Origin of the sequence: Robinsoniella sp. RHS, from assembly GCF_001029355.1 — a bacterium.
Lineage (GTDB): Bacteria > Bacillota > Clostridia > Lachnospirales > Lachnospiraceae > Robinsoniella > Robinsoniella peoriensis.
This window is the reverse complement of sequence record NZ_JNGB01000012.1, coordinates 36,194-49,235: the sequence shown is the minus strand read 5'-3', so window position 1 is coordinate 49,235 and position 13,042 is coordinate 36,194. Positions and strand designations below refer to the sequence as shown.

At 41.2% G+C, this 13,042-nt stretch carries 10 protein-coding genes; 7 read left to right on the top strand and 3 right to left on the bottom strand.

The features are described from left to right. Window positions 1-634: 634 nt before the first annotated feature. Window positions 635-757, bottom strand: a complete 123-nt coding sequence (locus RHS_RS30320) for a hypothetical protein (RefSeq protein WP_255348096.1) — start codon at window positions 755-757, stop codon at window positions 635-637. 89 nt (window positions 758-846) lie between these two features. Here RHS_RS30320 and fliB point away from each other — a divergent pair, with 89 nt between their 5' ends. The 6 genes from fliB to eno all read left to right on the top strand — a co-directional run bounded on the left by fliB (window position 847) and on the right by eno (window position 9,853). After that, the gene (gene fliB / locus RHS_RS06210; RefSeq protein WP_047832652.1) at window positions 847-2,016 is read left to right on the top strand and encodes a flagellin lysine-N-methylase; all 1,170 of its coding nucleotides are present in this window, start codon (window positions 847-849) and stop codon (window positions 2,014-2,016) included. A 386-nt stretch (window positions 2,017-2,402) separates the two neighbouring features. After that, on the top strand, window positions 2,403-4,232 hold the full coding sequence (locus tag RHS_RS06205) for an ABC transporter ATP-binding protein (protein WP_027294171.1): 1,830 nt from the start codon (window positions 2,403-2,405) through the stop codon (window positions 4,230-4,232). Then, window positions 4,229-6,052, top strand: a complete 1,824-nt coding sequence (locus tag RHS_RS06200; protein WP_044295972.1) for an ABC transporter ATP-binding protein — start codon at window positions 4,229-4,231, stop codon at window positions 6,050-6,052. Before RHS_RS06205 ends, RHS_RS06200 begins: the two co-directional genes overlap by 4 nt. A gap of 225 nt (window positions 6,053-6,277) precedes the next feature. Next, a complete protein-coding gene (ahpC, locus tag RHS_RS06195) occupies window positions 6,278-6,841 on the top strand; it encodes an alkyl hydroperoxide reductase subunit C (RefSeq protein ID WP_027294169.1) in 564 nt (187 codons plus the stop codon). 1 nt (window position 6,842) lies between these two features. After that, the gene (locus tag RHS_RS06190) at window positions 6,843-8,495 is read left to right on the top strand and encodes an FAD-dependent oxidoreductase (protein ID WP_047832651.1); all 1,653 of its coding nucleotides are present in this window, start codon (window positions 6,843-6,845) and stop codon (window positions 8,493-8,495) included. Window positions 8,496-8,560: 65 nt separating this feature from the next. Further along, entirely contained in the window at window positions 8,561-9,853 is a 1,293-nt protein-coding gene (gene eno, locus RHS_RS06185; protein WP_047832650.1) for a phosphopyruvate hydratase, read from the top strand. 98 nt (window positions 9,854-9,951) lie between these two features. Here the strand turns inward: eno and RHS_RS06180 are convergent, their stop codons facing one another. Beyond that, complete coding sequence (locus RHS_RS06180) at window positions 9,952-11,238, bottom strand: S41 family peptidase (protein ID WP_027294166.1); 1,287 nt, start codon at window positions 11,236-11,238, stop codon at window positions 9,952-9,954. 107 nt (window positions 11,239-11,345) lie between these two features. Beyond that, entirely contained in the window at window positions 11,346-12,446 is a 1,101-nt protein-coding gene (locus RHS_RS06175; RefSeq protein ID WP_047832649.1) for a DUF3810 family protein, read from the bottom strand. Between the two features lie 242 nt (window positions 12,447-12,688). Between RHS_RS06175 and RHS_RS06170 the strand changes: the two genes are divergently transcribed. Beyond that, window positions 12,689-12,919: an HPr family phosphocarrier protein gene (locus RHS_RS06170; RefSeq protein ID WP_027294164.1), complete on the top strand. Its 231-nt coding sequence runs from the start codon at window positions 12,689-12,691 to the stop codon at window positions 12,917-12,919. Window positions 12,920-13,042: the final 123 nt, after the last annotated feature.

Below are 13,042 nucleotides of genomic sequence, written 5' to 3'. Positions count from 1 at the left end.
TTTCGCAGCTCACTGCCCGCTTAGTATCCGATGGGAGCCAGTCGAATACTATCCGCCAAAAAGCACTTCGGGAAGGTAAGTAAATGCTCAGCTCTGCTATACGCCTTCCAAACCAATGTCCTGGTCCGCCCCCTTCTCTTTCCGGGATGCAGTTTATTGATACAAAGCTGGTTTTCTCAGCAGGGTGGGACCCCGGGCGTGTGGCATGCCGGACGTTATTGGCTTAGATCACATAAAAACCAATAAACCAGCTGGATGTTATCATTCTGAACTGTCTCTAAATTCTACTACAGTATATTTGTGATTTTAGTACCTACATCCAGTTAAGTTTGTGATCAGGAAAGCAGGTAAAATTTCGTCTTATCATCCCCCTTTCACACTGAACTGCCGTAACACACTCTGCTGCATCTAAAAACGAATAGACCGTCACAGCCCAGGGGTCTCCACCAGGCTGAGAAAACCAGCTTTGTGGCAGTAAACTGGATCTCGGAAAGATGGGTGTGGGAAACTGGTATGGGCGGAGGAAGCGTAGAGCAGAGCTGAGTATTTACTTACCTTTTCGGAGTGTTTTTTGGCGGATAGTATTCGACTGGCTCCCATCGGATACTAAGCGGGCAGTGAGCTGCGAAATGCATCAGGATTTCGGAGCGAATGCCCGCGTGCCGCCAAAAAGCGCTTCGGAAAGGTTAGAAAATACCAGTTCTGCGGCCAGCTGACGGAGCCCATGCCAGTTTCCCACACCCATCTTTCCGTACATTACCTATATCTACAAAGCGTCCTAATCAGCTAAACACAAATTCAAGAAATTGTCCGCTGTATTACCAGAGGTTACAGAAAGGAAAAAATATGCAATATACAATTCCACACTATTTCAAAAAATTCCAATGCACTGCATCTGCATGTCCGGACACCTGTTGTGCCGGCTGGGAAATTGTCATCGATGAAAAAACGGTAAAGAAATATAAAAAGACAAAAGGTTCCTTCGGTAACCGCCTGCACAATTCCATAGATTGGCGGAACACGGTTTTTAAGCAGTATCAGCACCGTTGTGAATTTTTAAATGAAGATAACTTGTGTGATATTTATAAAGAAGCAGGACCTGCAATGTTATGCAAAACTTGCCGTACTTATCCCAGACATATTGAAGAATATGAAGGCTTACGAGAAATATCGCTGTCCCTTTCCTGTCCGCCTTCAGCTGAATTGATACTTGGCTGTAAAGAGCCGGTACGGTTTCTAACAAAAGAAAAAGAAAATATTTCTGAAGAATATGAGGATTTTGATTTTTTACTGTTTACCAAGTTAATGGATGCAAGAGATGCCATAATTCATATCCTGCAGAGCCGTAATCTGGACTGTACTATCCGAATGGCTATGGTACTGGCTTTTAGCCACGACTTGCAGACCCGTATAGACCATGACCAGCTTTTCTCTATGGATGAACTGATCACCCGATATCAGAGTGAAAAAGCTATATGCTTTTTCCAAAAAAAACAGAAAGAATATGAAAACCGGGCAGAAAAACGCTGTTTCGAAATGAAAAAAATGTTTCACATATTTGATCAATTAGAAATATTAAGGAAAGACTGGCCGGAATTTGTAAGCAGCAGTCTGAGCAGTCTCTTTGATGATGGTGCCTCTGCCTATCAAAAAAACCGCAGCAAATTCCAGGAAAACGCCGGATATAAAAGCAATACACACAATACCTGGGAGAACTGGTGCGAACAATTAATGGTTTATTTTATATTCACCTATTTCTGCGGTGCAGTATATGACCGTGAAGCCTATTCCAAAATGAAATTAGCGGTAGTAAGTACCTTGTTGATTCAGGAGTTGGCTCAGGCTCTGTGGCAAAAACAGGACGAAAAGCTAAGCTTTAAGGATTTTACGCGAACGGCGCAGAGATTCTCACGGGAAATAGAACATTCTGATTTAAATCTCAACCGGTTGGAAGATATTTTCTCTGTAGAAGAGACTTATGATCTGGAAAATTTGTTGCTTTGTATTTTTAATTAAAAATATTTCAAAAATATACTTGACTTTAAAAATATGGTAAGTTATACTAATTAAACAATTTGCTTAAAAAATAAAAAAATTAATGAAAGGAGGCAGGCAAAATGAGAAACTTTAGATTTATTAAAACGTTATTAAATGAACGTATAGCTATCAATAACAAGTTGAATAATCAGCGGACATTTTGCCTGCCTTTTCAATGAATATCGTTTTCTTAATGGAGCAGTATGCCTGTTGAGATGTCATTGCGTAAGCACGATAGGAATAGAATAAGGACAGTTAAAAAGTGCCTCTGGTCATTCAGAGGCGCTTTTTTGCTGTGTCGGAAACGGCACAAAATACAGTAACTATTTACATAACAACGAAAAGTATGGAGGGGAAACAGAATTATGGAAAGGAATAAAACAGGAAAAGTGCGCCTGATCGCCCGATTCCTGAAAGGAAATCTGCACCTGTTTGTATTTGCATTGGCATTTTCAATGCTGAATACCGTTTTTAACTCATTAACACCTCAAATTGTCCGAATCTCTGTCGACTCGGTTATCGGTGGCGCAGACTGGCAGCTGCCGGGGTGGCTGATAGAGTTTCTGCATCTAAAACAGCTGCAGAGCTCTGGAGGTAAGGCTTTACTTGCTGCGGCTGCGGCCGTTATGGTAACTGCAGTGATGTCCGGTATTTGCAGTTACTTCAGCAAAATGGGCATTGCCAAAGGATCGGAGTCTTTTGTAAAAAGTATCCGGGACCAATTATATGCCCATATACAAAAGCTGCCATTCTCCTGGCATGTGAAGCATCAGACAGGCGAAATTATTCAGCGATGCACCTCTGACGTGGACGTTGTACGAAACTTTGTCTGTAACCAGATGGTAGAAGTGTTTCGTACCAGTTTTTTAATTATTTTATCTATGGGGATTATGTTTTCTATGAATGTGAAAATATCTCTGGTGGCTCTTTGCTTTATCCCTGTTATAATGGGATATTCCGGATTTTTCTATTCCAAGATCGCCAAAAGATTCCTAAAAGCTGATGAAGCGGAAGGAGAGTTATCCAGTGTTGTTCAGGAAAATCTCACCGGTGTTCGGGTAGTAAGGGCATTTGGCCGAGAAAAATTTGAAATTGACCGGTTTGATCAAAAGAATGAGGCATTTTCCAGCCTGTGGATCCGCCTGGGCCGCCTGATGAGTGCTTACTGGGGAATCGGAGACTTGATCACAGGACTTCAAATTCTTACTGTAATCTGCGTTGGAGTTGTAGTGGCTGTAAACGGTCAGATAACACTTGGAGAATTCCTGGCATTTGTTTCTTATAATGCTACCATGGTCTGGCCGGTAAGGGGACTTGGACGAATTCTATCCGAAATGAGTAAAGCCGGTGTATCCATAGAGCGAGTAGCTTATATACTAGATGCCAAAGAGGAGCAGGACAGCCCAAGCGTAGAAAACGGGCCTATGGACAGAGACATTCATTTTGAACAGATTAACTTTTCCTACGGTACAGGTTATCCTATTTTAAAAAATGTTGATTTTACTATACCGGCAGGCACTACCTTTGCCATTCTGGGCGGAACCGGAAGCGGCAAATCTACTCTGATGCATCTGTTGAACAGGCTTTATGACCTGCCGGAAGAATCCGGCAAGATTACCATTGGGGGCAAGGACATTGCCAAGATGAGCCGGGAGTACCTGCGTAAAAATATCGGAATGGTTTTGCAGGAACCATTTTTATTCTCCAGGGCAATTCATGAGAATATCGCAATTGCCAACGAAGATGTCTGTCATGAGTCCATCCGGGAAGCAGCGCGGATTGCATGTGTAGATGAAGCAATCCAGCATTTTCACAAAGGATATGACACCATTGTAGGTGAGCGCGGTGTTACGTTGTCCGGAGGACAGAAACAAAGGGTTGCAATTGCTCGTATGCTGATGCAGAATGCACCAATCATGGTATTTGATGACTCTCTTTCAGCCGTCGATGCCGAGACAGATGCCAAAATCCGGGAGGCATTACAGGACCAGATGGGAAAAGCTACCGTTATCTTAATATCACATCGTATAACAACACTGATGCAGGCAGACTGCATTCTGGTACTGGATGACGGCAGTGTGGCACAAATGGGAACTCATGAGGAATTGATTGCACAAGAAGGTATTTACAAAAACATTTATGATATACAGATGAACAATGATGATCGTCTGTTACTGGAAGGAGGGGCAATATGAGCTACGAAGAGCAGGAATTTACAAAATCATTTGATATAAAGATCTGGAAAAAGATCCTGCCGTTTCTAAAACCATATAAAAAGATTTTTATCATGATCATCGCACTGAATGTATTCTGCTCACTGGTAGATATTGCACTGCCATTATTTCAGCGCTATGCCATTGATCATTTCATTGAAGAAAAAACCGTTGACGGTATTATAGGATTTGGTGTAGTTTACGCAATCGTAATCCTGCTTCAGACCCTGAGTGTTATATTCTTTACCAGAGGTAATATGAAAGTAGAAATGAAAGTGGGCAGAGACTTAAAAAAGGCTTGCTTCGTACATCTGCAGACATTATCTTTTTCTTATTACAACGTAACGCCGGTTGGATATATTCTGGCAAGAGTCATGAGTGATACTAACCGTATCGCCGGACTGGTAGCCTGGAACCTGATTGATGTTCTATGGGCATCCACATATGTATTCGGAGTATTTATAGCCATGTTGATTCTGAACTGGCAGCTTGCCCTGCTGGTTATACTGATCGTTCCTGTAATTGCCCTGCTGACCGTATATTTTCAGAATAAGATTCTAAACTGGAACCGGAAGGTCCGTAAGATCAATTCCAAAATTACCGGGGCCTATAACGAAGGAATCATGGGTGCAAAAACATCGAAAACCCTGGTAATCGAAGATAAGAATTATGATGATTTTCAGGGGATTACAGAAGAAATGAAAACCTCCGGGGTGCGTGCAGCCAGATTAAGCGCTGTTTATATTCCCCTGGTCATGCTGTTCAGCTCTCTGGCAACCGCTATGGTACTGGCTAAAGGCGGTAATATGGTATTAAAAAACCTCTTGATGATCGGAACCCTGTCTGCATTTACATCCTATGCGGTAGGAATCTTCGAACCGATACAGCAGCTCGCCAGAAATATTGCAGATATTATCTCGGTACAGGCAAATATTGAACGGGTTACCGGTTTATTAGATCAGGAACCTCAGATCGTTGATTCGAAAGAAATCACAGACAAATATGGGGATTCCTTCTATCCTAAAAAAGAAAACTGGGAAACACTTCATGGAGAAATTGAATTTAAAGATGTTTCCTTTCATTATCCGGATGGTAACGAAGAAGTACTAAGCCATTTTAACCTGAAGATTCCGGAAGGAACCACCGTTGCCATAGTGGGAGAAACCGGTGCCGGTAAAAGTACCCTGGTGAATCTGGCGTGCCGCTTCTTTGAACCAACCGAAGGAAAAATACTGATAGACGGGAAAGATTACCGGGAACGCAGCCAGTTATGGCTGCACAGCAACATCGGATATGTCCTGCAAAATCCCCACTTGTTCTCAGGTACCGTCATGGAAAATATCCGCTATGGAAATTTAGAAGCAACTGATGAGCAGGTAATTGCTGCCGCAAAGGCTGTATCGGCCGATCTTGTGGTGGATAAGCTGGAAAATGGATATCAAAGCGATGTAGGAGAAGGCGGTGACCGCCTGTCCACTGGTGAAAAACAACTGATCTCTTTCGCCCGGGCAGTATTGGCGGATCCCAGAATCTTTGTATTGGACGAAGCAACTTCTTCCATTGATACCCAGACAGAACAATTGATTCAAAATGCTACAATGCAGCTGCTTAACGGAAGAACTTCTTTTTTAATAGCCCACAGGCTGTCTACAATTCGCAAAGCGGATGTGATTCTGGTAGTAAAAGACGGTAAAATTATTGAACAGGGAAAACATTTGGAACTGCTAAAACAGAAGGGATATTATCATGACCTTTACAGTAAACAATTCCAAGAAGAATCTTCCCGAAAAGTATTAGCGTAAAGATTTGGGGCTGAATAATTCAGCCTCATTTTTTATACATAAATTTACCAATATATCAATAATAATTATCATTATTAAAATATACATTGACTAAGATACTAACTTGTGATAGAATGCAATTAAGTTAGCAATAACTAACTATAACAATTAATAAGATCAGCAATTTTTGGAATACTACAAGCTGACAATAATTTTAAATATGAAAATCTAAGGAGGAAACAAATTATGTCATTAATCGGAAGAGAAGTAAGTGATTTTAAAGTACAGGCATACGTAGGAGGAGAATTTAAGGAAGTAAGTAAAAGTAATATTATGGGAAAATGGTCGGTATTCTTTTTCTATCCTGCAGATTTTACCTTTGTGTGCCCCACAGAGTTAGAAGATCTGGCTAATAAATACCAGGATTTTAAAAATATCAACTGTGAAATCTACTCGGTATCCTGTGACACCCATTTTGTTCATAAGGCATGGCATGATGCTTCAAAAACAATTCAAAAAATCCAGTATCCTATGCTGGCTGATCCCACTGGGACTTTAACCAGAGATTTTGATGTCATGATTGAAGAAGATGGACTGGCTGAACGCGGCAGCTTCATTGTAAATCCGGAAGGAAAAATCGTTGCATATGAAGTAATCGCAGGAAACGTAGGACGTAATGCCGATGAGTTATTCCGCCGGGTTCAGGCCTCCCAGTTCGTTGCAGAACATGGCGATCAGGTGTGCCCTGCAAAATGGCAGCCAGGTGCAGAAACACTGAAACCAAGCCTGGAGCTTGTAGGACTGATTTAATATGGAAGGGTTATATGATGTAATTATAGTAGGCGGAGGGCCGGCAGGCCTCTCTGCCGCTATCTATATGGCGCGCGCTAGATACCGGACACTGATAATAGAAAAAGAAAAATTTGGCGGACAGATAACCATTACTTCAGAAGTAGTGAACTATCCCGGCATACCCAGTATCAGCGGCAGTGAATTGACCGAAGGAATGCGAATGCAGGCAGAAGCATTTGGTGCAGAATTTCTCCTGGCAAATGTGGAACAATTAGATTTGAATGAAGATATCAAAAGGGTTAAAACTGACCGGGGAGAGAAACGGGCCCTGGGTATTATACTTGCAACCGGCGCATCTCCCAGAAAAATCGGTTTCCCAGGCGAACAGGAGTTTCAGGGCCGAGGGGTCGCTTACTGTGCTACCTGCGATGGAGAATTTTTTACCGGAAAAGATGTTCTGGTGGCAGGCGGAGGCTTTGCTGCAGTAGAAGAAGCAATGTTTCTAACCAAATATGCAAGGCAGGTGCTTATTCTGGTACGGGGGGAATCTTTTTCCTGTGCCAAATCAGTTTCAGATGAATTAGCGAATTACGAAAAGATAAAGGTATTGTTTCATACAGAAATTAAAGAAGCAGGCGGAACAGACAAACTTCAATATGCATTGCTATACAATAGCCAGACCGGGGAAAGCACACGGTTTGAACCGGAGGACGGCAGTTCTTTTGGCATCTTTGTATTTGCAGGGTATGCCCCCGCAAACAGCCTGTTCAAAGATATTGTTGATATAGATGAGCATGGTTATCTGATCACCGATATGAACCATAAAACAAGTATAGACGGTGTTTACGGCGCAGGAGATATCTGCGTAAAAAATTTACGCCAGGTAGTGACAGCCGTTGCAGACGGCGCCAAAGCCGCTACATCTCTGGAAAAGTATGTTTCGGAAGTCCATGAGCGAAAAAATATACCACCGATTCCGATGCCGTTAAAAGCCCACACGAGTGATAGCGCGTCAAGGGAAGCAAATAACCATCCGGAACAGGAAGAATCCCATTCCGATGGAGCATTTATTCCTGCTACCATGAGAAGTCAGCTGAAACCTTTATTTGAAAAGTTTACCAGACAGATCCGATTAAAAGCATTTTTGGATCAAACTCCTATATCACGGGAAGCAGAAGGATTTGTACAGGAAATGGCGGAATTGACTTCCTGGATCGAAACTGAAATCATACAGGATGCAAACATACCACTGACACCGTCCATAGACTTATATGAAAGTTCCGGATTATCTCTTGGATTCCGGTTTCATGGTGTCCCGGGCGGACACGAATTCAATTCTTTTATTGTAACTTTATATAATGCAGCAGGACCGGGACAGATGATTGATGAGCAGCTATTGGGAAGGATACGGGCTATATCCGAACCGGTTAAAATAGATATTGCCATCTCCTTATCCTGCACAATGTGTCCGGACTTAGTTATGGCTGCAGGCAGAATCGCCATTGAGAATGCTAATGTCCAGTGTGATATTTTTGATCTGAATCATTTTCCGAAGCTCAAAGAAGATTATCAGATCATGAGTGTGCCTTGTATGATAATCAATCAGGAGCATGCTTATTTTGGAAAAAAGAGCATCGAGGAAATTCTTGGTCTTATAGATGAAAACAGTTAATATACTGATACAGTAATGCCTGGCAGGTTATTACTGTATCAGTTATAGTCAGAAAGAGGTGCGGTATGAATCAATTAGAAATAGAAAAAGTAATCGGTAGGGAAATCATTGATTCCAGGGGGAACCCAACGGTAGAAGCGGAAGTTCATCTCAAAGACGGAACCATAGGAAGAGGTGCTTCTCCAAGCGGAGCCTCAACCGGAATATTTGAAGCACTGGAACTTAGAGATAATGATAAGACCCGTTTTAAAGGAAAAGGGGTCCAAAAAGCAGTTCAGAATATCAATGAAATCATAAATCAGGTCCTCTCAAATATGAATGCCAGTGACATTTATAAAATAGACAGCGCAATGATTGCAGCAGACCAGACAGAAGATAAATCAAAGCTGGGCGCCAACGCGATCCTTGCCGTTTCCATAGCATGTGTACGCGCTGCTTCTTTATCACTTAAAATGCCTCTATATCAGTTTCTTGGCGGCATCTCCGGAAATAAACTGCCGGTGCCTATGATGAACATTTTAAATGGAGGTGCACACGCTTCCAATACGGTAGATGTGCAGGAATTTATGATCATGCCGGTTGGCGCTTCCAGTTTTAAGGAAGGGCTTCGCTGGTGTACTGAAGTTTTTCATACACTGGCATCCATATTAAAATCCAGAGGCCTTGCTACTTCTGTCGGGGATGAAGGTGGATTTGCACCGGATCTTGCCAGCGATGAAGAAGCTATTCAGTATATTCTAATGGCAATAGAAGAGGCAGGATACCAACCCGGAAGAGATTTTGTGCTGGCGATCGATGCAGCAGCCAGTGAATGGAAAGGTGAAACCAGCGGAATTTATCTGCTTCCTAAGTGTAAAAAGAAATTCACCTCCCAGGAACTGATTGCGCATTGGAAAATGCTCTGTGATAAATACCCCATTTATTCCATTGAGGATGCGCTGGACGAGGAAGACTGGCAGGGCTGGCAGCTCCTTACAAAAGAACTGGGAAGCCAGGTTCAGTTAGTGGGAGATGATCTGTTTGTAACGAATACCAAGCGTCTGAAAAAGGGTATTGAATTGGGCTGCGGAAATTCCATCTTAATTAAACTAAACCAGATTGGAACGGTGTCGGAAACACTGGAAGCCATCAAAATGGCACAGCAGGCAGGTTATACGGCAATTGCTTCCCATCGCTCTGGAGAAACGGAAGATACTACTATTGCTGACCTTGCAGTCGCCCTCTCTACCGGTCAGATCAAAACCGGAGCTCCAAGCAGAAGCGAGAGAGTTGCCAAGTATAATCAGCTGCTCCGTATTGAAGAAGAACTTGGTAATGAAGCAGTGTATCCCGGTATTCATGCATTTAACAGACACTAAATATTATTGACACAAAAAAAGCAGGAGTAAAACGGCTTTATGCCATTTAGTCCTGCTTTTGCATTTGGTTTTCCGATGCTTTATCTGCTTCTTATCTGTTATTTATCAAATATCTTCAATGCTTCCTGAAGCTGTTTATCCTTTTTCAATGGAACATTCGCTTCTTTTGCCTGTTCCTCATCTGCTTCTATCACCACATCCGGTTCCAGTCCGTTACCCTGGATGGAATAGCCGCTTTTTGTGAAATAGCTGGAAATGGTAAGTTTCACGGCTGTGCCATCTTCCAGAGGAATAACATTTTGTACAATTCCTTTGCCAAAGGAAGTAGTTCCTGCTAATGTACCCCATTCATAATCCCGGATTGCACTTGAAAATACTTCTGCCGCACTGGCTGAATTTCCATTCATTAATACGACCGTTGGAAGTTTTACTTCATGCCCGTCCTGTCCGGATATTTCATCAAGGCGGCTGCCATGTTTATCTTCCGTATATACGATCAATCCATCCGGCAGAATATAATCCAGCATGGAAACCACGCTGTCAAGAAGTCCGCCGGGACAGTTTCTAAGGTCATAAACAATTTTTTCCATTCCCTGTTTCTCTAAATCATCAATTGCATTCTTAAACTGTTCAACCGTTACTTCATCAAATTCACTGATCGCAATATACCCGACTTTATCCGGAAGCATTTTATAAGTAATGGTGTCTACTTTTATTTTTTGACGCTTCATGGTTAATTCCAGGGTTTCATCTGTCGATTTACGGTAAACCGTAATTTTAACATCGGTTCCTTCCTCCCCGGATATCATTTCTACGATCTTGTTTAACTCGGTTCCTGAAACATTCATATCGTCTACACCAATAATAATGTCATCTACTAATATTCCAGCGCCTTCTGCCGGACTATTTTCATAGACTTTAGCAATACTGGCTTGTTTTGTTATATAGTGCTGGTTAACCAGTACTCCAATTCCACAGTAATTTCCGGAAGAAGATTTTTTCATTGATTCAAAATCCTCTTTATTGTAATAAGCAGAATAGACATCGTCCAGCCCATACAGCATCCCCTTGTATATCCAGTCCTCAACCTGCTCATTATTCTCATCAAAATAATAATACTTGTCGATTAAATTCTGAATAGTGCTGATCTTATTTGATATACGGGACACATCCAGTTCTTCTTTTTTTCCGGATTCTGTCCCGTTCTCACTTTTAGCGGCAGTTTGCTGTGCCCCATTGGTTTCACCCGCGACAGATCTGGAATCCCAGGCCTTACTGTTCGTATAAATCAATAAAGACATTATACAGATGATCCCCATCGCTGCGGCGCCTGTTATAATGCCTTTCCAATAAGAATTTTTATGATCTCTGTTCTTATCCTCCAATGTTTTGTCCTCCTTGCACTCTCTATATTCAGTATGGTACGTTCCTATTAACTATACCCGTTAAATATTTTAAGTATACAAGGATTTATCAACAGAGTCAATGTAAATTACTTAAAAAACACTTTATATCCTACCATCAAATCTACCATTCTGTTATAACTTTTCACACCGTCCGACTGACCATTCGCTTTTAAATAAGTATCATTCATTTTTACAGCTGCCTTTGCCACTTTTGTATCATAGCGTTTCCAAAAGCTATTATTGGCAGTAAGGTCTGCTTCTACAATGGGGTTAATCTGTCTGCGGATTGTTTTGTAGGCTTCTTTATCCGACTTGCTTAAAACGTTCATGCTGGATATCCAGGCGGTAAGGCTGCCGCTGTAACGAAATTCCGGTACATCCGATTTTTCACATGCCAGATATGCTATAAAATTTGCTTCATCCTCCTGCATAAACCCTTTTAAGTGGGAGAGTTCATGGCACGCAGTAAATGGGATATTATAAGGAAGCATATCTCCATTGTAGTTTGCCTCAATCGTAAAAGGCGAGTAGATGCCGCTTAAATTCTGAACGGATAAAATACCGGATGCCCACAATTTTTTAGGTCTTGGATAATAATCCGACAATCCGATATAGTCTTTACTGACCATCTTCATAGCCTCTACTGCCTGATTCTGTACGGTTGTGTCAACAATACAGATACCTTCCGTATTGCGTTTCACCATTCCTGCCCACAGATTTACTTCTACGGTTAAGTCCTCACACAGGATAGCCAGATCCGAAGAAGTGTAGGAAACAACCTCAAAACCATTATGCTGTGAAAAGGAAACTCTCTGATAATTAATGCCGCAGTTAATGGTATATAAAAAAAATAGAATAGCCGCTCCATGAACCAGATATAAAAGGCCTATGTAAATATGCGATAATTTTTTCTTTTTGCGGACTACTTGCAAAATAAATATGAAAATACTAATGACACAGACGATGATAGCGATATAGAGAAATATTTCTACCAAAGAAAACGGGAATATGGATTCCAATCGCCCGATACAGTTGACCAGGACCGGATAAATCGTTGCCGAATACCATTCTGCAAATCCTTTGTATTCTTTTGCCAGAAATAGCAAAAAGAGGCTAAAAACGTATAATAACATACTTCCAAATAATTGTAACAGTTTTTTGTTGTCATCTACTCCAATTTCTCCCATAATTTGCCCACCCATCACAAAAATTCTAATAATTACATTTTAGCAAAATTCGACAATTTTTTCTACAAAAAACAGAAATGTTCATACAATGTTTACATGTTAATTTTTACCATTAACCCTACCATATTTTATGGGCAAATGTGATAAAAAAAGTACTAAAAATCATAAAATATTACTCTTGTGGAACCAAAAGAAAGAGTAATATAATGATAACATACAAAAGATGGAAAGGAGGTAAACTGATGACAAAGATGCCCGTTAATTTTCAGAGTCCTGAGGACATCATTAAATTTGTAAATATTGTAAGCAGTTATGATTATGATGTGGATTTAAAGTGTGGACACTACGTGGTGGACGCGAAATCCCTGGTCAGTGCATTTACGCTGAGTAATTCCACTAATATTGAGATGCAGATCCATGGCGATGATTGCAATGAATTGTTAGTCCATGTTGCCGAATATTTATGCAATTAGTAGTAGAAATAAGAATGTCATTTGATTAATGTTCTATAGACGGCACATAATCAGATCGGCATTCTTATTTTTTGCGTTTATAATTTTATACAGCGGGACCGTGCCCGTACCTTGAAATAATTG

Excerpts from the sequence above, each read along its gene's own strand:
- RHS_RS30320 (WP_255348096.1), bottom strand. The coding sequence starts at position 757 with ATGTACGGAAAGATGGGTGTGGGAAACTGGCATGGGCTCCGTCAGCTG.
- fliB (WP_047832652.1), top strand. The coding sequence starts at position 847 with ATGCAATATACAATTCCACACTATTTCAAAAAATTCCAATGCACTGCA.
- RHS_RS06205 (WP_027294171.1), top strand. The coding sequence starts at position 2,403 with ATGGAAAGGAATAAAACAGGAAAAGTGCGCCTGATCGCCCGATTCCTG.
- RHS_RS06200 (WP_044295972.1), top strand. The coding sequence starts at position 4,229 with ATGAGCTACGAAGAGCAGGAATTTACAAAATCATTTGATATAAAGATC.
- ahpC (WP_027294169.1), top strand. The coding sequence starts at position 6,278 with ATGTCATTAATCGGAAGAGAAGTAAGTGATTTTAAAGTACAGGCATAC.
- RHS_RS06190 (WP_047832651.1), top strand. The coding sequence starts at position 6,843 with ATGGAAGGGTTATATGATGTAATTATAGTAGGCGGAGGGCCGGCAGGC.
- eno (WP_047832650.1), top strand. The coding sequence starts at position 8,561 with ATGAATCAATTAGAAATAGAAAAAGTAATCGGTAGGGAAATCATTGAT.
- RHS_RS06175 (WP_047832649.1), bottom strand. The coding sequence starts at position 12,446 with ATGGGAGAAATTGGAGTAGATGACAACAAAAAACTGTTACAATTATTT.
- RHS_RS06170 (WP_027294164.1), top strand. The coding sequence starts at position 12,689 with ATGACAAAGATGCCCGTTAATTTTCAGAGTCCTGAGGACATCATTAAA.